This is a genomic window from Paenibacillus sp. JT22N12, assembly GCF_056269365.1.
Genome location: NZ_JBWDNU010000007.1, coordinates 120,586 through 140,081, shown reverse-complemented (window position 1 = coordinate 140,081; position 19,496 = coordinate 120,586). Strand labels below are relative to the sequence as shown.

General features: G+C 51.0%; 15 protein-coding genes. 14 read left to right on the top strand and 1 reads right to left on the bottom strand.

Annotated features, from left to right (window positions below):
- The 11 genes from AC0YOA_RS23975 (at window position 1) to AC0YOA_RS23925 (ending at window position 13,612) form a co-directional block, all read left to right on the top strand.
- Entirely contained in the window at window positions 1-1,590 is a 1,590-nt protein-coding gene (locus tag AC0YOA_RS23975) for an NADH-quinone oxidoreductase subunit N (RefSeq protein WP_475788789.1), read from the top strand.
- Between the two features lie 291 nt (window positions 1,591-1,881).
- A complete protein-coding gene (locus tag AC0YOA_RS23970) occupies window positions 1,882-5,019 on the top strand; it encodes a S8 family serine peptidase (protein WP_475788788.1) in 3,138 nt (1,045 codons plus the stop codon).
- Window positions 5,020-5,064: 45 nt separating this feature from the next.
- Complete coding sequence (locus tag AC0YOA_RS23965) at window positions 5,065-5,316, top strand: DUF1146 family protein (RefSeq protein WP_210039036.1); 252 nt, start codon at window positions 5,065-5,067, stop codon at window positions 5,314-5,316.
- A 217-nt stretch (window positions 5,317-5,533) separates the two neighbouring features.
- Entirely contained in the window at window positions 5,534-7,000 is a 1,467-nt protein-coding gene (murA, locus tag AC0YOA_RS23960) for a UDP-N-acetylglucosamine 1-carboxyvinyltransferase (RefSeq protein WP_475788787.1), read from the top strand.
- Between the two features lie 275 nt (window positions 7,001-7,275).
- The gene (spoIID, locus tag AC0YOA_RS23955) at window positions 7,276-8,484 is read left to right on the top strand and encodes a stage II sporulation protein D (RefSeq protein WP_475788786.1); all 1,209 of its coding nucleotides are present in this window, start codon (window positions 7,276-7,278) and stop codon (window positions 8,482-8,484) included.
- Between the two features lie 135 nt (window positions 8,485-8,619).
- Complete coding sequence (locus AC0YOA_RS23950; protein ID WP_210039034.1) at window positions 8,620-9,375, top strand: peptidoglycan DD-metalloendopeptidase family protein; 756 nt, start codon at window positions 8,620-8,622, stop codon at window positions 9,373-9,375.
- Between the two features lie 216 nt (window positions 9,376-9,591).
- On the top strand, window positions 9,592-9,879 hold the full coding sequence (gene spoIIID, locus AC0YOA_RS23945) for a sporulation transcriptional regulator SpoIIID (RefSeq protein ID WP_188997743.1): 288 nt from the start codon (window positions 9,592-9,594) through the stop codon (window positions 9,877-9,879).
- Window positions 9,880-9,982: 103 nt separating this feature from the next.
- Complete coding sequence (gene mreB / locus AC0YOA_RS23940; RefSeq protein ID WP_210039033.1) at window positions 9,983-10,972, top strand: rod shape-determining protein; 990 nt, start codon at window positions 9,983-9,985, stop codon at window positions 10,970-10,972.
- 293 nt (window positions 10,973-11,265) lie between these two features.
- A complete protein-coding gene (locus AC0YOA_RS23935) occupies window positions 11,266-12,336 on the top strand; it encodes a flagellar hook-basal body protein (RefSeq protein WP_475788785.1) in 1,071 nt (356 codons plus the stop codon).
- A gap of 72 nt (window positions 12,337-12,408) precedes the next feature.
- Window positions 12,409-13,230, top strand: coding sequence for a flagellar hook-basal body protein (locus AC0YOA_RS23930; RefSeq protein WP_475788784.1), 822 nt, complete (start codon window positions 12,409-12,411; stop codon window positions 13,228-13,230).
- 16 nt (window positions 13,231-13,246) lie between these two features.
- Window positions 13,247-13,612 (top strand): DNA-directed RNA polymerase subunit beta, encoded by a 366-nt coding sequence (locus AC0YOA_RS23925; RefSeq protein ID WP_475788783.1) that lies wholly within the window; start codon window positions 13,247-13,249, stop codon window positions 13,610-13,612.
- Window positions 13,613-13,751: 139 nt separating this feature from the next.
- Here the strand turns inward: AC0YOA_RS23925 and AC0YOA_RS23920 are convergent, their stop codons facing one another.
- Window positions 13,752-16,097: an Ig-like domain-containing protein gene (locus AC0YOA_RS23920; protein ID WP_475788782.1), complete on the bottom strand. Its 2,346-nt coding sequence runs from the start codon at window positions 16,095-16,097 to the stop codon at window positions 13,752-13,754.
- A 316-nt stretch (window positions 16,098-16,413) separates the two neighbouring features.
- On the opposite strand from AC0YOA_RS23920, the gene AC0YOA_RS23915 reads away from it, so the two are divergent.
- The 3 genes from AC0YOA_RS23915 to AC0YOA_RS23905 all read left to right on the top strand — a co-directional run bounded on the left by AC0YOA_RS23915 (window position 16,414) and on the right by AC0YOA_RS23905 (window position 19,496).
- Complete coding sequence (locus AC0YOA_RS23915; protein ID WP_475788781.1) at window positions 16,414-16,941, top strand: CDP-alcohol phosphatidyltransferase family protein; 528 nt, start codon at window positions 16,414-16,416, stop codon at window positions 16,939-16,941.
- A gap of 330 nt (window positions 16,942-17,271) precedes the next feature.
- Complete coding sequence (gene fabZ, locus AC0YOA_RS23910) at window positions 17,272-17,706, top strand: 3-hydroxyacyl-ACP dehydratase FabZ (RefSeq protein ID WP_210039279.1); 435 nt, start codon at window positions 17,272-17,274, stop codon at window positions 17,704-17,706.
- A 77-nt stretch (window positions 17,707-17,783) separates the two neighbouring features.
- Window positions 17,784-19,496: a phospho-sugar mutase gene (locus AC0YOA_RS23905; protein ID WP_475788780.1), complete on the top strand. Its 1,713-nt coding sequence runs from the start codon at window positions 17,784-17,786 to the stop codon at window positions 19,494-19,496.

The window sequence follows — 19,496 nt, the reverse complement described above, 5'->3', positions numbered from 1 at the left end:
ATGGATGTTACCCAACAGCCGCTTCCGGCTCTTCAACCTCTTACCTGGAGCGATGCGGCCTATCTCGCCCCGGAATGGATTCTCATTGTTTTCACAATTGTATTGGTCATTATTGATCTGGCGATGCCAAGACAAACCAGCCGGGCGGTTATTGGCTGGCTCACGCTTGGCGGCCTGTTGACGTCGCTTGGTTTTGTGATCTGGCGGTTAGTCGATCTGGTCAATCATCCGCTTTCTGCGAATGCTAATGGTGAGCCAACAGGCGGTGCGATCCGTCTGCTGGCTGACAGCTACCGGATCGATCAATTCTCCAGCCTGTTGAAAATCGTTTTTCTGGTGGCAACGGTGCTGATTGTGCTCCTGAGCCTGGGAACAGTCAAGCGCGCGGAGATTCCGGACAAAGGCGAATTCTACTACCTGCTGTTGCCGGCGGTCGTCGGTGCCATGATGATGGCTTCTTCCGGTGATTTGATCACCTTGTATCTAGGTCTTGAGCTGCTAAGCATCACAACCTATGTGCTGGTTGGAATTCGAAAGCATGCCGTCCAGTCTGCCGAGGCTGCATTCAAATATGTGGTGACCGGCGGTATCTCATCCGCACTGATCCTGTTTGGAATGTCTTATCTGTACGGGATCACAGGCGCCACGAATCTGGGTGCCATTGCGATCGGTGTCCAGCAGCATGCTACAGATTTCAAAGAACTGCTCTATATCGCCTTCTTCTTCATTATCGCAGGGCTTGGCATCAAAATCGCAGCAGCGCCGTTTCATCTTTGGGCACCGGACGTCTATCAAGGTGCACCGACGCCGATTACAGCTTTTCTCGCGGTTGTTTCCAAGGGCGCCGCGCTCGCTGTTGTCTTTCGGATCGTCTATAATGTCGTGATCTTCGCCAATACGCCGGATGCCCCCATTGCCGACGATATGCTGCTCGTGCTGCTTATTATGGCGGCCGCTGCGATGATCGTCGGTTCCACGGCAGCGCTGCGTCAGGTGAATCTGAAGCGGCTCATGGCGCTCTCGGGTGTAGCCAATGCAGGATACCTGCTCGTGCCGCTGGGGATCTCCTTCAAAGGCTATCACACGTCCAATTTCAGCGAGTTTCTGTTCTACCTGGCGGTATATATGCTGATGAATATCGGAGCGTTCGCCGTCATCACTGTTGTGAGCAAGGCATCCGGCAATGATGAGCTGAACGGGTTCGCCGGATTGTATTACCGGGCGCCCTGGACAGCGGCGGCGATGATTGTATTCGTGCTTTCACTGGCGGGACTGCCGGTTACAGGCGGGTTTTTCGGCAAGCTGTTCATCTTGCTTGGCGCTGCCCAGTCCCAGGCTTATTGGATTGTGGCGGTCATGGTGGCAACCAGCGCCATTTCGTATTATTTCTATTTCGGAATCGTCCGCCAAATGTTCATGCGCTCCGCGACTCAGGATACTGAGGTTCCCGTGCCGGTGACGACAGGCATTGTGATTTGGCTGAGCGCGGTTTTGACAGTTGCGCTTGGTATTATTCCCGGACCTGTTCTGGGCTGGATCAATGAGCATTTTTCCGTCGTCAATGACTTGTTTACGCGTATTGGCAGTTAGCTTGTCTGCAACATACGTGGAGGTATGCCGATCTGGAAAGCGGTTCAGGCCCTGAACAGGGGACTTGGACCGCTTTTTTTCTTTATCCCGGACCCTTCCGTGAAATTTAACATTTCGGATATTTCAAAAAGGTAATGAAGCGGGTTTGCAGATGCATAGTATCGATAAGTAAATGGAATCCATGTAGGTCTATGGTCTCTTTATGAAGATTTAAAGAAATTGGCAAAAGGAGAATGTACTATAAAACGCGAAAAGGTTTCATAACACTAATTTGCAGGTTAAAGGCAGAATATGATGAACGAACCATACTGGGATCCGCATTCGAATAATAACGGCAGTCCAGAGGGCGAAGCCGGAAGGGTTGCAACTGGAGCGCAAGGCCGTATTGGCCAGGCTTGTTTGCCCATGCTCCAATCCGGTTACTTCTCTCCGCCAAGGGCTCGCCAGGCCCGGATCAACGGGAATAGATATGCAGCCGCGGAGGATGACCAGTGTGGAAATAAACGTTTGGACGAGTGGAAACGATTGAAGCGGAGACCTGATTCCGCAGTTACTGTGAATGCCCATAAAGCACAGCAAGGACGTGCTGCACGCAGATGGTCTTTTATGCTGGCCGTGCTGCTAGTCTGGAGTCTCATTCTGGGCACTATATCTCCAGTTCTAAGCCGTCCGGGAGGCGAGTCTGTACAAGTTGATCTATCTGCTGCTGAAGGCCCGCTGACGGCGGCAGGAGGCTCCTCAGGGGAAACGCAAAGCTGGCTCCTCAAATGGAACCCCGGGCAGGAGAGAATACTGCCCGGGACTCATGTCATAAGCCGGCAATCATTGTCTGCAGCCGTGGATGTCGTTCGCCCTGAAGATCCTGGGTCCGACATCGAGGGATGGCTCCGAACGCTTCGCCAAACGCCAGGTGTTGCGTATGTAGAGCCGAGCAGCACTGTCACGCTGCTCGGCGTGGTCAGCACCAGTGACCCTGAGCTGCCCAAGCAGCATTTTCTGGATCAGATCGGAGCCAGGGAAGCATGGTCGACCGTGCATGACCAGACTGATCTGACGATTGCGCTCGTAGACACCGGAGTCGATCTGGATCATCCGGATCTCAAGGACAATCTTGTTGAGGGCACCAATCTCGTTCATCCTGGCAATGCCCCTGAGGATGATAATGGTCACGGCACGGCAGTGGCAGGTGTTCTGGCGGGCAGTGGCAATAACGGAAAGGGGATATCCGGGATTCTGTGGAAGGCCAGGATTATGCCGATCAAGGCGCTGGATGAAGAGGGCTACGGTGATGAGGAGCGTCTCGGTGAGGCGATCCTGTATGCCGTGAAGCATGGCGCGAAGATTGTTGTTCTTTCCGTTGGACTGTACAGATATTCGCCCTATATGAAGGACATCGCCTTGTATGCCGAGTCCAAAGGCGTGCTGCTGGTTGCCGCAAGCGGCAATGACGGAGCAACATTGGGATCCAGAGCCAAGGTGAAATATCCCGCAGCTTATCCAAGCGTGCTGGCTGTAGGCGGTGTAACGGCTGATGGCAAAGCGGAGCCGCGTTCCAATAAAGGGCCGGAGCTGGATATCGTTGCTCCTTGGAGCGTATATACTACTGCGGTTGGAGGCGGTTATACGCGTGAGGAGGGGACCTCGATGTCTGCTCCGCAGGCCGCCGCCGCCGCCGCGCTTATCTGGGCGGTGCATCCGGATTACAAGCCTTACCAAATCCGGGAGACGCTTAGGCAGAGCGCGGAAGATATCGGGAAAAAGGGTGTCGATGACGCCTCAGGCTATGGGCTGCTCAGCGTTGACCAGGCCGTTACAGCTTCGCTCAAGACCGATCAATATGAGCCAAATAATACCCGAGACAAAGCGGCAGCGTTCCCTGCAGGAACCAAAATTGCCGCAGAAATCAGCGGGAATGCCGACCGTGACTGGTATAGGATTGATGTGCCTTATGATGGCACAATGTCTATCCAGTTTCAGGGGATTACGGCTGGAGAGGGCTCACAGCCATCGGTTACCATGACGCATTATACCGGCGACGATGCTCAGAGCACGAAGGAGACCAGGCTGGGCAATGAAACCGCAGACTGGAAGGTTAAGAAAGGGATTAATTATTTTGAGGTTCAATTAACAGACAACCAGAATCAAACCGTGCTTCCTTATCTGCTTACCTCGAGCTTTGAGATGAGCGCAGACGCCTACGAGAACAATGATAAACAGTATTCGGGATTCACTTTGTCTCCCAGATCCCAGACCATTGTCGGCAATTTTCATCAAACGGGAGACCGTGACTGGTATGTGGTCCATTTCGAGACCGGAGGCACGCTCAAGCTGTCGTTATCGACGGATTCTGTCCGGATCGACCCCTCGCTTTCCATTCAATTAAAGGATGGGCCGCTGCTTGAGGTGGACGAGAATGGCGAAGGTGCAAGCGAGACCTCCGAACTGATGAGCATTACTCCGGGGACTTATTATTTTCGCGTGTATAACGCCATGTCCGCGCAGGCAAGTCCGGTCATCGGGCAGTATACGCTGGCAATGGATTTCAGAACCAAATATACGGATCCCAATGAACCGAACAACAAAACCTATGAAGCCACAGCAGTCAGTTCAAGTTCTGATTACACAGGTGTGATTGGCGATGCGCAGGATGTAGACTGGTATCAGCTGCGTCTTGGGGCTGGAAGTGTCGTAGGTCTAAAGGTAAGCGGCATCCCTGCCGATGTAAGAATAAAGGCAGTCATGATGGATAAGCGCCAAAAAATAATTTCCACTCTTCAATCCAAACCGGGCGAGACCGGAATCGCCGCAGAGACCAAGCTTGAAGCAGGCTTGTATTACATTAAAGTGACTGCAAGCGCCCCGTTCGACAAACAATATTACGGACTTCGCATCGATGCGGATCAAATCGTAGCGGGTTACCGCGATATTGCCGGACATTGGGCCGAAGGAGCGATTGTTGCCTTGAATACAAAAGGGATTATCGCCGGCAGCGGCGCTTACCAATTCCGGCCGGATGAGAGCATTACCAGAGCCGAAGCGGTATCCATGCTGGTCCGCGCTTTTAAACCTCCTAAGGCAGGTGCGGTACAATATAGGGATGTTCCCGCGAAATATTGGGCAGCCGGAGCTATCGCGCAGGCGGTAACAGCCAGGTGGGCGAGCGGTTATCCGGACGGCACGTTCGGACCGGAGCGTTTCATTACACGCGAGGAGATGGCCGCTATGCTCGTCAAGGCGTTAAGTCTGAGTACAGTCAAACCGCTGAAGGCACCCTACAATGACGTGGACATGAATCACTGGTCATCCGCATCTCTTGCTGCACTGAAGCAAAAAGGCTTGATTGGCGGTTATCCCGATCAGGAGTTTAAACCGGAGCAAACCGCAAGCAGGGCTGAATTTGCTTCTCTGCTGCTGCGGGCTTTACAATAGTATTTGCACGTACGGTCAAACCTATGAGGTCAGGTGAACAAGGAAATGGATATGGACAATGTCGTTGCCACTGCAGGCCTGCACGCGCTGGTGTCCATCGTCATCGAGCTGATGTGCATTACACTGGCTTGGTATGTCATTCAAGATGTCAAACTGGATTTATTCATGCGCCGTCCCAAAAGCACCCGGGCCCGTCTGCTGCAGGTCATGATCGCTGTTATTTTGGGACATCTGTTCGCTGGATTTGTCATTGATTACTGGCAATGGTCCAATCTGCTTAGAGGAATTGTCGAATAACATCGAGGGAACATGTCAACAATGGGTAGTATATGACGGCACCAAAAACCAATCATGCTCCGAATGGTATAAAATGACGGTAATTTTGACATTCTGAAAATAAAGCTTGTCGCTTTATGTTGGTAAATGTTATGATGAAAGTTGGGTGCCGAAACCATGGTATCATATATTACACGATCAGTTAGACGAATCTACTGCGCGCGGAGGGAAACCTAAGATGAGCAAAATAATCGTCCGCGGCGGCCAGCGATTATCCGGAAATGTACGAGTGAGCGGGGCAAAAAACGCCGTTCTGCCGATTCTCGCTGCCACGTTATTGGCACAAGAAGGCGACAGCGTCATTTATGACGTGCCTAATCTAGACGACGTTACAACGATACAACAAGTGCTTACCGCATTAGGCGGCAAGTTAACATACGACAATGAGACGATGCGGATATCCGCGCAGCAGTTAACCTCCTTTGAAGCTCCATATGAGCTGGTCCGCAAGATGCGGGCATCATTTTTGGTAATGGGCCCTTTGCTTGCCCGCCTTGGCCGTGCCAGAATTTCGCTTCCTGGCGGCTGCGCGATCGGTACGCGCCCCATTGACCAGCACTTGAAGGGCTTTGAGGCCATGGGTGCAGAAATCATTTTAGGTCAAGGCTACATTGAAGCACGTACAACCAACCGTCTTAAAGGTGCCAAAATATATCTGGACGTTGCCAGTGTCGGCGCGACCGAAAATATTATGATGGCTGCAGCATTGGCGCAGGGAACGACAACCATTGAGAATGCGGCCAAGGAACCCGAGATCGTGGATCTTGCCAATTATCTGAATGCGATGGGCGCAAAGGTCCGCGGAGCCGGAACCGGAATTATACGGATTGAAGGCGTTGAACAAATGTCCGGCGTTGCACATACGGTGATTCCCGACCGCGTTGAGGCGGGGACTTATATGATTGCAGCGGCAATAACCGGTGGAGATATACATATAGATGGTGCGATTGCCGACCATCTGGCCCCTGTGATCTCCAAGCTGCAGGAGATGGGCGTCGAGATCATGGAGACTGATAACGGTCTTCGTGTCAGTGCCCCGGGCAGGCTGAAGGCTGTCGATGTCAAGACATTGCCTTATCCCGGATTTCCGACGGATATGCAATCGCAGATGATGGCGCTGCTGATGATGTCGGAGGGCACAAGCATCGTGACGGAGACTGTCTTCGAGAACCGCTTCATGCATGTGGAGGAGTTCCAGAAGATGAGCGCTCAAATCAAGGTAGAAGGCCGCACAGCGATTGTCAGCGGCGGATTTGCCCTAACGGGCGCCAAAGTATGCGCCACCGATCTGAGGGCGGGTGCGGCGCTAGTATGCGCAGCGCTTTGTGCCGAGGGGGAAACGGAAATTACCGGTATCCATCATGTCGACCGTGGTTACGTGGATATTACGGGCAAGCTGGCGGGACTGGGCGCCACGATTTTCCGTATCGACGAGAAGAAAGAGCGGGACACGGAAGTGGCACCCGTCACAAAGGAACCGGGTTATGCGAAGGCGCTGGAGGATGTCATTATGTTTCCGGCCCAGCCTGAGATGACGCCCGAGGTCATCATATCGGCAGTATCGGCCGAGCCAGCTGCCGAGAAGCATGATTACAAACGCGAAAAAGAAGTTGCCCGCATGAAGGTTCAGCCAACCTGGGCGTAATCAGACATTATTTACAACATACCCCCTTCACCGCTTGTTACAGGCGTTGAAGGGGGTATTTATTTTGCCTCCAGTTTGCTTTGCAGGTAAGGTAAATCCCCCTATTGATCAACGTGATTCGCCGCCTCTATTTATCGTAAACGCCCCTGTATCTAATAACCGTATCCCATTCCTTTCGGTACTATCCTACTAAAACACCTCATAGACTATAGAGCAGCGGATGTCTTAAGAGAGCAGGAAGAATAGAACCGGACAGGTCGGGAAAGGAGTGTGCAATGAATCAGATGAGATGGCAGACCGGACGGCGCCGCAGCTGGCGGAGAGGGACAAGGCGTTGGTGGGGCGGGTTTGCGGCAGGCCTGATAGTCATTGTCCTATGGAAAGGTATTTTACTGATGAACGCTCAGCGGGATATAAAGGAAACGAAGATTGAAGAGATAGAGTCTGCTCTTGTAAAAGCGCCGGATGAGAGTATAGGGGAACAGGTTAGCCCGCAACCATCTGAAACTGACCGGAAAGGTTCAGGCAATGGGCCCAATGGAGATGTTGATACAGGCTCCAAAGGGAATTCTCTAACGGAGTATGAACGGACGAGGGTTCAGGTTTTTCTCACGGCGGACAAGCGTATCGAGACACTGCCCATTGAACTTTATGTGCGCGGCGTAATTGCGGCGGAAATGCCTGTTGAATTTGAACTGGAGGCGCTCAAGGCGCAGGCGATAGCAGCCAGGACTTACATCTACAGACGCCTTGCCGCGGGTGAGAGAATAACTCCTCCGTCAGGCGGAGCGGCCGATGTGACAGACACCGTGCAGAATCAGGTTTATTTGTCCTTGAACAAGCTTTTAAGCCGCTGGAACGGGGCGGAGAGGGAAGCGAATCTGAACAAGCTGAACCGCGCAGTCGAGGAAACGAAAGGTCAGATTATCACCTACAAAGGCGAGCCTATAGAGGCGGCTTTCTTCTCTACCAGCAACGGCTATACCGAGAATGCCTCCGATTATTGGCAAATAGATGTACCCTATCTGCAAAGCGTGGCGAGTCCCTGGGATAAGGAGATCTCTCCGCGTTACAAAGAAACGGTAACGATGAAGCTGGGTGACTTTGCAGACAAGCTGGGAGTGAAGAAAAGCGCAGCGAGATCGATGCGGATTCTGGAAACCACCGAGGGCAAACGGATCAAAACGGTTGCTGTAGGCGGAAAGACTCTCAGCGGCCGCGAGGTGCGTGAGAAGCTTGGGCTTGCATCTTCGCAGTTCTCGTGGTCAATCCAGGACGATGAAATTACTTTCACCACATTTGGTTATGGACACGGCGTGGGCATGAGTCAATGGGGAGCCGACGGAATGGCAAAGAATGGCATCGGTGCGGTGCAAATTGTGACTCACTACTATTCCGGAACAAAGGTGGAGCAAGCTTCGAAGCTTCCTTTATCGGCGCTAGTCTTGCAGCAAAGATCCAGGTTATTGGGCGCAGGAGGTTAATAGGATGCACGCTGCGGCCAGGCAGGCCGCGAGATCAACTGCCACGCCCGCTTTCTGACAATCTTTCAAAAATGTTTGGCCCTCACGTATAAACTGCTAGGTTGTGGCAACAATGGCTAGTGAGGTGATAGAACAATGAATGATCAAAACAAACCAAAGCTCAATGAAGACTCTCCCAAAACTGCTATGGGAGGAACTGCCGTCAAACCTTCTGCATGGAGAAAGCTGCTGTCGAAGAAATGGACAGCACCAGCAGCGTTCATGGCCGCGGCAGCAATTATCGTAACCTTAATGTGGATTTACCAGGGGGCGGATGAAACAACTACGACTGCACCGACAACCACCGACTCTGCGGTAAGCCAAGGTACGACGGATGAAACTGCTGACACGACCGAAACGGAAGACACGCTGGAAGTCATCGCTTCTGCGAACGAGACAATGCAGTGGCCGGCTGACTACACGCAGCTGGAAGTAGTGTCCCCTTTCTATGATGAGAAGGCGCCAAGTGAAGAACGCCAGGCGGCTTTGATTCAATCAGGGAACACGTTTATGGGCAATATGGGGATTGATCTGGCCAACGCGGATGACAAAACCTTTGATGTCAACGCAGCGCTGAGCGGTAAAGTAACGGTAGCGGAGCAGCATCCGCTGAATGGCAGCATTGTTGAGATCAAGCATGCGGACGGTCTGGTGACCGTGTACCAAAGCCTTAGCGATGTACAGGTCAAAGTCGGCGACGATGTGAAACAAGGCACGCTGATTGCAAGAGCTGGCCGCAGCGAGCTTGAGAAGGATCTGGGTACGCATTTGCACTTCGAGGTTCGTAAGGACGGAAAAGCAATCAACCCGAATACGCTGCTGACCATGGCCTCCGCGGACGCCGCTCAATAAAAAACAGAATAAAATTGAGCAGGTCAAGAGCGAAAGTGTGAAAAGGCAGGGGAAACCCTGTCTTTTTGCTTATTTTCAGGTCCTTGGGATAAGCCTTGCGGCCTGCGTTTTTGAAAATATTTGCATAACTTGAGCTTGTCAGGCTTGGACATAAAGAATATATACCCGTACCCCTCATATAATGTACCAAACTATCTCGAGTAGGGAGGCGGGAGCGTGCACGATTACATCAAGGAACGGACCATAAAGATCGGCCGTTGTATCGTCGAGACGAAGCATACGGTACGAACGATTGCCAAAGAGTTTGGCGTCTCGAAAAGCACGGTGCACAAGGATTTGACGGAGCGATTACCGGAAATCAATCCCGATTTGGCGGACCAGGTGAAACACATACTGGAATACCATAAATCGATCCGGCACCTAAGGGGAGGAGAGGCGACAAAAATAAAGTATAAGAAAACAAGCGGTCGTAAACGCGAAGTCCTTGCCGCAGCAAAATCGTAAGCGATTTTTTCTACAAAAATAGAGGAATTTCGTTCAATTCAGCGAATACAGTACGATATGATTTTGGCATCGACTACTATTCGTTCTGGGGGACTTCAGACTTATGTTTAGCAAGGACATTGGAATTGATCTAGGCACGGCTAATGTGTCCATTCATGTGAAAGGAAGGGGCATTGTATTGGATGAGCCTTCGGTCGTGGCGATCGAAAGCGAAACAAAGCGCGTGCTCGCTGTTGGCGAAGAAGCGCATCGTATGGTGGGGCGTACGCCCGGCAATATCATTGCCATCCGGCCCCTTCGCGACGGCGTTATCGCAGACTTTGAAATCACCGAAATCATGCTGAAGTCTTTTATTGATCGTGTGGGCGGCCGTTCGTGGTACAGCCGCCCACGAATTCTTATTTGCGCCCCCACTAATATAACATCGGTGGAGCAAAAAGCAATTCGTGAGGCAGCAGAGCGGAGCGGAGCAAGGGACGTATTCTTGGAGGAAGAGCCTAAAGCGGCCGCGATCGGCGCCGGAATGGATATTTATCAGCCAAGCGGCAATATGGTCGTGGATATTGGTGGCGGAACGACAGATGTAGCCGTTCTTTCTATGGGCGATGTCGTTACCGCCTCTTCTATTAAGGTCGCCGGGGACAAATTTGACGAGGCGATCATGAAGTATATCAAAAACAAGTACAAGCTCCTGATCGGCGAGCGGACTAGCGAGCATATCAAGATTCAGATCGGAACGGTTTATCAGGACGGCCGCAGGGAAGAAGTCGATATTCGCGGCAGGGATATGGTATCGGGCTTGCCGCTTACAGTCACGATTCACTCCGAAGAAGTAAGGGAAGCGCTTTGGGAACCGGTCTCGCACATCGTGGCGGCAGCCAAATCCGTGCTGGAGCAGACTCCGCCCGAGCTTTCGGCAGACATTATTGACCGCGGCGTTATTCTTACCGGAGGCGGCGCACTGCTCAGCGGGTTGGATACGCTGCTGGCAGAAGAACTGCGGGTTCCGGTTCTTATCGCTGAGAACCCTATGCATTGTGTAGTAAAGGGAACAGGGCTGCTGCTGGATCATTTGGACCGGATGAAGAAATAAGCTTGGTTCTCCAGACTCGCCAACAGATGAACAGAGCCAGGTTGCGCTTGGGTAGGACGCCAAAAGGGGGGCGTGCCGAGAAGCGTAAATGAGCCTAAAGACTTAGGAATATACTATTCACCCCGCTCATTTTCCTGCCGATATATAGGTATATGTATTCGTTTCGCCAGTTTCATGTGTTTCTTTGAACAAACACAGCATATACTTACGAAGTCAGCGCTTCTGGCGAAAGCTTGGGTTGAGGTTTGCGAAGCCAGCTTTCACGGTAGAAGCTCTCGGGAGGTTCCAAGTCCATGTTAAGAGGTCTATACACGGCTGCAGCGGGCATGATTGCCCAGCAGCATCGCCACGATACCGTCACGAACAATATCTCGAACATAAATACCCCCGGTTATAAGCAAAATAACGCAGTCACCCGGTCATTTCCGGAAATGCTGCTGCAGCTCACAGGAACAGAAAATTCAAACGGTCCGATCGGGAAAATCAACACTGGTGTTTTTGCCGAGGAGAGCTTGCAAATTCAGCTGCAGGGCGATCTGACGCAAACCGGTCAGCCGTCTGATTTTGCCATACTATCGGATATCGAAGTGCCGGGCATTCAATTTGATGAATCCGGGAAAAATGTAGCGCCTGATGGGCAGCTGACTTTTCAGCCTCAAGCCTTTTTCACGGTACAGGATGTGAGTGGAGAAACGCGGTATACGCGCGATGGTTCATTTAAGCTGGACGAGCAGGGATTTCTGGCTATGGCCGACGGCTCAAGAGTACTTGGAGTGGATGGAGCGCCGATTCAGCTGCCGCAGGGGATTTCGATGGACCAGCTGACGTTAGGGGATCAGGGTTTCCTGGCTCTGTCGGCAGGTTCAAGAGTGCTGGGAGCGGGTGGAGAGCCGATTGAGTTTCCTCAGGGTGTTGCGATGAATCAGGTCAGGCAGGACGGGCAGGGATTTCTTGTCCGGATAGCCAATGGAACAAGAGTGATTGGAACCGATGGAGCGCCGATTCAGCTGCCGCAGGGAATCGTATTGAACCAGTTGGAGTTGAATGGACAGAATCAGCTTGTTCATGGACCCGATTCCAATGTCGGACAGCTTCTGCTGACACGGATTGACGATCCCAATGAACTGGTGCGTGGCGGTGACGGCAAATTCGCGTTGAATGGCAATGCCGACAATGCGCGTCCTGTGAATGCGGCTGACCGTGTGGAGGTTCGCCAAGGCTACATAGAGCGTTCGAATGTCGACTCGGCACAATCCATGGTTGATCTCATGTCAGCCATGCGGGCTTATGAGGCGAATCAGAAGGTGATTCAATTTTACGACCGCAGCTTGGACAAAGCAGTTAACGAAGTGGGCCGTGTTTAGACCTTGTCGTATTGTATAAGCCCCGCAGGCACTCCAAGCAGATGGAAGCCTGTATAACAAAGGAGACGGCTCATGAACAGTTCAATGATCAATGCCATGGTATCCATGAACGGATTGCAGCAAAAGCTGGACATACTCGCCGATAATATTGCGAATGCTAATACAACCGGTTATAAGCGCAAGCAAGGCTCATTCGAGGATCTGCTTACCACCTTGAAGCAGCAGCCGGAGGCTTTCACGCAGCCTGGCAGGCTCACGCCGCTGGGCTTCAACCAGGGATGGGGCTCGCGCCTTACAATGGTCCAGCCGGATCTGTCGCAGGGCCAGCTGCAGCAAACCGATCAGCCTTACGATGTGGCGATACAAGGCGATGCATTGTTTGAGGTGATGGCCGATGACGCGGGTAATCTGGCGTATACGCGCAACGGAGCTTTTCAGCTGACATTTGACAATAATGGCATGAATATATTAACAACCAAGGAAGGGTATCCTGTTTTGGATACCAATGATCAGCGTATTGAGATACCGGCTGAAGTGAAGTCGGTTAAGTTTGACAAGGATGGCTCCGTACTGGGAGTATTGGCTGACGGTAATACATTGGCGCTTGGCCAGCTGAAGCTCGTTCAAGCAGTAAAACCGTCTCTGCTCTCGCCGGTTGCCGATAATCTATTTGCCCTTGCGGACGGATTAAACGTAGCGGATGTTCTTCGCACCGTGACGGCTGCTCCTGACAATGACATCTCTGTAAACCAGGGTTATCTGGAAGCATCCAATGTTGATTTAACCGATGAGATGACCGAACTGATTAACGTGCAGCGCGCTTATCAGTTAAGCGCTAGAGCGTTGTCCTCAAGTGATACCATGATGGGACTCGCGAACAACATGCGCGCTTAGAAATGAGTGAACTGAAATGGAAATAAAAAAACAGACGGCTATCGAAACGGAAGGTGTTTCACGGCCGGAACGAAAAAACCTGCTCCGTGCCGCTCCGGATAACGTCAAAACGCCGGAGGCGGAGGATGATTCGCGCAAGCAGCGTGGCCAGGAGGCTGGCGACGAGCGGCAGGTGGGCAAGAATACGCGTTCCAGAAGGAATCCTGGGCTGCGCATCCTGTTTTGGCTGCTGCGGAAAAGCATCGTACCCGCGCTTTGTATCATCGCGATACTTGGCGGGATGTACATTGGCTATTCCATGCTCGGGAAGAGGGCTGGAGAAGACATATTTGTATGGGACACCTGGAAGCATATGTATGATCTAATATTTGCTGATTCGTAGAGTTTTGTCCCATTTATTTCCTTCTGCTCGCCTGGAGCAGAGGGTTATTTGCATGTCTGAGTATGGTTTTTAAGTGACTGAGTAAAAAGCCGATCGCGGAGCATTCCGCGATCGGCTTTTTGAATTGTGTCAAATATAATTAATTGACGGTAACGAGAATTTTGGCCTTCTTGCCAGCAAAGCTGATGGTTATGGTCGCTTTCCCTTTGCCGGTCGCTTTGATGATGCCGTCCTTAGCGGTGGCAACTGTCACTTTGGAGGAAGCCCATTGTGCGGCTTTGGAAACATCCGCTTCGGTCTGGTCGGCGTAAGTAGCTGTCGAGATCACCTGTACTTGCTTGCCAGGAGTGAGTGTCAGGCTGACCTCGCTCGTTTCAAAATATTTCAAGGTGTCCACATCAATTGGCACTTTGACCGTTTTACCCGCATAGGTAGCGGAGATTGATGCTTTACCGTAGCCGACTGCCATGATTTTACCGCTTTTGGCGGTGGCCACCAAATAATTGGATGTCTTCCATTCTGCAAGTGCGGTGACATCCTTGATTTTACCATTGTTATAAGTCACTGTAACGGCAATCTGCTCGAACTTGCCGGATTTGAGCGATACGTTGAATACCGATGCTTCGATTCTGGTGATCTGGTCGACTTCAACCGCGATAGCAGCGCTCTGCCCCCCATAAGTGGCTGTAATGGTCGCTGTTCCCTTCGCTATGGCTTTGACGAGCCCTTTCTTCACATCAGCAATCGTCGCTCTGCTGGAGCTCCATTTTGCGTCTGAGGTAACGTCTGTGACTTTTCCGGAAGCGTCGGTTGCTTCCAAAGTAATTTGCTCCGTATCGTTAAGAGCCAATGAGACCAATGTAACATTGGCTTCAAGCTCTTTGGCCAACCCAACCTTGACGGTTATTTTGGCAGTCACGCCATTATAATCGGCTGTGATTGTAGCTGTGCCTTCAGCAAGTCCGGTAATTTTGCCGGCCTCGACTTCGGCAATAGCTTCGTCCGATGTTGTCCATTTTGCTTTGGATGTTATGATTGCGGTCGAATCGTCGGAGTATACGGCTGTTAGAGTAGCTTGGTATTCACCATTAACCTCCACATTCACTTCCTTGGAGCTGGTAGTCAATTTGCTTGGTACATCAACATAAACGGTTACCTTGATCGTTTTTCCGCCGTAGGAGCCGCTAATCTGGGCGGTACCTGACTTATAGGCCGTTATCAAGCCTTTGGATGCGTAGGCTACATCCTCATTATCCGAGCTCCAGTCGGCTTTTTCGGTTATATCTTCGGGCTTTCCATCGGCATAGGTCGCAATCAGTGCGAGATTGCCGGTATCACCAGCACTCATCACGACTTTAACCGGGCTGACATCCAGATGATTGACGACTTCAACATCGACGTCGATGTCAACCGACTTGCCGTTGTACTTGGCAGTTATGACAGCGGAGCCCGACTTGTAACCGGTAACCAGTCCATTGCTGACATATGCGACCGTTTCGTCGCTGGAGGTCCACTCCGCCTCATTCGTGATATCTGAGTTGCGGCCATCGGCGTATTGGGCGGTTACCTTCAATTGCTGGGGTGTGCCTTTAATATGAAGGAAGATGCTGTCCTGGTCCACATTCAATGCGATTGTCTTGTCGACATCGACAGTGATGCTTGTCGTTTTTGTGCCATAGGAGGCTGTAATAACAGCTGTTCCCGCTGCATAGCCGGTAATGACGCCCTTAAGCGCATCAGCAACCTGATCGTCGCTGGAAGACCATTTGGCATCGGCCGTCACATCTTTTGTAGTGCCGTCCGGGTATGTCGCTGTAAGAACCACGGTTTCTGATCCTTTAAGCAGCAAGGACAATTTGGATTTGTTTACGGCAATGCGATTGACCAGCTCTACATTGACATCTATGGTCACCGTTTTCTTGCCGAGTGTGGCGGTAATCGTTGCGGAGCCGGAGCTGATTCCTGTCACGCTGCCGTTCAAAACAGTCGCAACCTTCTCGTTGCTGGAGGACCAATCCGCGATGCTTGCCACATCTTGAGTCGAGTTGTCGCTATACGTGGCGGTCAACTTGATCGCACCCGATTCATTTTTGCGGAGATTAAGAATTTGCGTATCTTTCGTCAAGGCTTTAACCTTCTTGGTTACGGTAACTTGAACGGATTGCACCAAGTCTCCATAAGCAGCAACTATGGTTACGGAACCTTCCGATTTGGCGGTAATGGTTCCATTATATACGGTGGCTATCGATGCCTTCTCGCCGCTCCAGTCCGCGAGGGCCGTCAGGTTCTTGGTCGTTCCGTCGGAATATACACCAGTGGTTGTCAAGGTGGAGCTGTCGCCGACTTCCAGTGAAAGCTCATTTGCGGACAGCAATAATTTGGACAAGGTGACTTCCGCTGCCGCACCAACGACGGATGCGAGCCCGGTCATGCAGAGAACGAAGACCAGTGCGGTAACAGATAGTTTACGGATGGTTTTTTTCAAAATGTTTTTAATCCTCCTGACTCAATTAGCTTGCTTTCTGGACAGATTTCAAGTAATTACACTTAGGTGTACTATCATTTTCGGTCAGTATGGAAGGAAAGTTTAGACCAGGACAGTATCTTTTTTGTAAACGGGCGTTACGTTTTCATTTGATTTGACTTTGGCGAGGCGGATTGAAAATGGGATGGAAAGCATAAAAACCGTGGGGAAACGAGGGCAGCGGCATAGCGAAGTAGTTTTATTTTTCCTGGGCTAGAGGTATAATGGTTGAGGAACTTTGAAGCGTCATCCAGTAAAAATAAGGAGGCGTGAGCGTTTGAATCTGCCGAATATGTTGACAATGCTGCGGTTTATATTAATTCCGGTTTACGTCTTCATTTTTGCAGCAGGACATATGATTACGGCATTTTTCATCATGGTGGCCGCCGGTTTGACCGATATTCTGGATGGATATTTAGCGCGCAGGAATAATCAAGTGACGAATCTGGGTTCCATGCTGGATCCATTGGCAGATAAAACGATGATGATCACCGTCATTTTGTCGCTGCTCTTCACCGGACTTATTTCTTGGAGCGCGGGTGCGGCTATTTTCATTAGAGATTTGGGGATGATCATAGGTTCTGCTTTCTTTCATTTTCGGGGGAAAAAAACGGTACCGGCCAACTGGATGGGCAAGTTGACAACGGTGCTTTATTACGTGGCGATCATGTTTATTTTCTTTGAGCTTTCATATGCCACTGCTTATCTGTGGGCTGTTATTATTTTTTCGTTTATCACAGCATTTATTTATATTTTCCTGTTTGTCGCTCTCAACAAGGAGGAGAAACTTGGCAAAGCCGAATAAATCGGCTTTCAGGGCTCTTCCCGAAAACGTGGCGATGGACATTCCTTCTGTTGCCCCCATCCTTTTGATGAGGTGCGTCGTCTTACAAGAGAGAAATAAGTAAGCGCCGTCCTTTGGCGAAGGCAGGCTTTTCCCCTTGAAATATAAGCAAAGTATGATGGGAATTATACTTTGCTTATACATTAAAAAAGGAGCTTGGCCATATGACGCTTCGGTCATTAGGCCAAACCCCTTATCTCAACCTCCACGACTGCAGTTTCATGAAGGATGACATTATTGTGGCACAATTCGAACGATTTTAAACGTGAAACACGAAAGGAGTTTTTTCAGCTGCTTGATATTAGACAAATTCAGGAGATTATTCCGCACCGTCCGCCATTTCTGCTGATTGACCGCATTCTTGAAGTGGAGCCGGGAAAACGGGCTGTAGGCATCAAAAATGTAACAATGAATGAGCCGTTCTTCACCGGTCACTTTCCCCAATATCCGGTTATGCCGGGCGTACTGATCGTTGAAGCGCTCGCCCAGGTGGGAACAGTTGCTATTCTGATGGTGGAAGCCAATAAGGGGAAACTCGGGTTTTTCGCAGGCATTGATAATTTCCGTTTCCGGGGACAGGTTACGCCAGGGGATACCTTGACGCTTGAGGTTGAGATCACCCGGTTTAAAGGCATCATCGGCAAAGGACAGGCTACCGCCAAGGTCGATGGGAAAATTGTCGCAGAAGGCGAAATTATGTTTGCCCTTAAAGACCCCAACGAATAAGGAGTCAAACGGTCCATGGATTTGTCCATTCCAACTATATAATATAGAAGAGACTTTATTTTTGTGGAGAGAAGGGAATGATAGGAATGGTACAAACGGCAAAGGAACGCTACGAGGCATGGTTGAACGATCCGGCCATCGATTCGGCGACAAAGGAAGAGCTTGCAGGCATTGCAGGCAACGACAAAGAAATCGAAGACCGCTTCTATCGTGATCTTGAATTCGGAACCGGCGGTTTGCGCGGTGTTATGGGAGCGGGCACGAATCGCCTGAATGCCTATACAGTTGGAAAAGCAACACAGGGCCTGGCAGCATGGACGCTTTCCAAGAGCAGCACTCCCTCTGTCGTTATCGCCCACGATTCACGCAACTTCTCGCCGGAATTCGCCTTGGAAGCCGCGCTTGTGCTCGCCGGAAACGGTGTGAAGGCCTATTTGTTCAAAGGATTGCGTCCAACTCCGCAGCTGTCTTTTGCCGTGAGAGCACTTGGTGCAACAAGCGGTATTGTCGTAACGGCGAGTCATAACCCGCCGGAGTATAATGGTTATAAAGCCTATGGTTCTGATGGCTGCCAGCTGGTTCCCGAGGATGCCGAGCAGGTAATCGCCGCAATCCAGCAGGTGAGCGGTTTTGATAAAGTCCTTCGTATCAGCCAGCAGGAAGCAGAGGCAAGCGGTCTGCTCATTTGGCTGGGGGATCAAGAGGATCAGGATTATGTTAATACGGTCGTTTCGCATAGTCTGAACAGCGATCTGCTTAAAAGCGGGGCGGGAGCAAAATTTTCGGTTGTCTATACGCCGCTTCACGGCGCAGGCAATATGCCGGTTCGCCATGTGCTCGCGCAAGCAGGCTTCACTAATGTTCATGTGGTTGCACAGCAGGAGCAGCCGGACGGTTATTTCAGCACAGTGAAATCGCCAAACCCGGAGGAACGTGAAGCATTCACGCTGGCTATTGAGCTGGCTCATCAGGTTGGAGCGGATATAATAGTAGGAACAGATCCGGATTGCGACCGCATGGGCGCGGTTGTCCGCAACAATGAGGGCGAGTACGTGGTATTATCCGGCAATCAGTCGGGGGCCATCATGGTTCATTATCTGCTGAGCACCCTAAAGGAGCGCGGGCAGCTACCTGACAACGGCGTTGTCGTGAAGACGATTGTAACGAGCGAAATGGGCGCTGATATCGCCCGTCATTATGGAGCCGGCGTTGTTAATACGCTCACGGGCTTCAAATATATCGGCGAGAAAATGACTCAATACGAGAAAACCGGGGAGCATTCTTTCCTGTTCGGATATGAAGAAAGCTACGGGTATCTTGCAGGTACATATGCGCGTGATAAGGATGCAGTCATCGCATCCTTGTATATTTGCGAAGCGGCTGCCTACTATAAAAGCAAAGGCAAAACGCTGTACGATGTTCTGCTGGAATTATATGCACAATTCGGTACTTACCTGGAGCACCTGGAATCACGTACTCTGAAGGGGATCGACGGTGTTCAGCAGATCACTTCCATTATGGAAAACTGGCGTAATCATCCGCCTGTGGAAATCGCCGGAACGGCGGTCGGCAAAGTGCTGGATTATTCCCTTGGAATTGACGGTCTGCCCCGGGAAAATGTATTGAAATACATGCTGCAGGACGGTTCATGGTTCTGCCTGCGCCCTTCCGGAACAGAACCGAAAATCAAAGTATATTTTGCCGTGCGGTCAAATAACCAGAACGAAGCAACGGATGCCCTCAAACGTTTGACGCAAGCGGTCATGGCTAGAGTGGACAACAAGGCATAG

Bases quoted from the DNA above. Each gene is read 5' to 3' on its own strand.
- AC0YOA_RS23975 (WP_475788789.1), top strand. From the start codon at position 1: ATGGATGTTACCCAACAGCCGCTTCCGGCTCTTCAACCTCTTACCTGG.
- AC0YOA_RS23970 (WP_475788788.1), top strand. From the start codon at position 1,882: ATGATGAACGAACCATACTGGGATCCGCATTCGAATAATAACGGCAGT.
- AC0YOA_RS23965 (WP_210039036.1), top strand. From the start codon at position 5,065: ATGGATATGGACAATGTCGTTGCCACTGCAGGCCTGCACGCGCTGGTG.
- murA (WP_475788787.1), top strand. From the start codon at position 5,534: ATGAGCAAAATAATCGTCCGCGGCGGCCAGCGATTATCCGGAAATGTA.
- spoIID (WP_475788786.1), top strand. From the start codon at position 7,276: ATGAATCAGATGAGATGGCAGACCGGACGGCGCCGCAGCTGGCGGAGA.
- AC0YOA_RS23950 (WP_210039034.1), top strand. From the start codon at position 8,620: ATGAATGATCAAAACAAACCAAAGCTCAATGAAGACTCTCCCAAAACT.
- mreB (WP_210039033.1), top strand. From the start codon at position 9,983: ATGTTTAGCAAGGACATTGGAATTGATCTAGGCACGGCTAATGTGTCC.
- AC0YOA_RS23935 (WP_475788785.1), top strand. From the start codon at position 11,266: ATGTTAAGAGGTCTATACACGGCTGCAGCGGGCATGATTGCCCAGCAG.
- AC0YOA_RS23930 (WP_475788784.1), top strand. From the start codon at position 12,409: ATGAACAGTTCAATGATCAATGCCATGGTATCCATGAACGGATTGCAG.
- AC0YOA_RS23925 (WP_475788783.1), top strand. From the start codon at position 13,247: ATGGAAATAAAAAAACAGACGGCTATCGAAACGGAAGGTGTTTCACGG.
- AC0YOA_RS23905 (WP_475788780.1), top strand. From the start codon at position 17,784: ATGATAGGAATGGTACAAACGGCAAAGGAACGCTACGAGGCATGGTTG.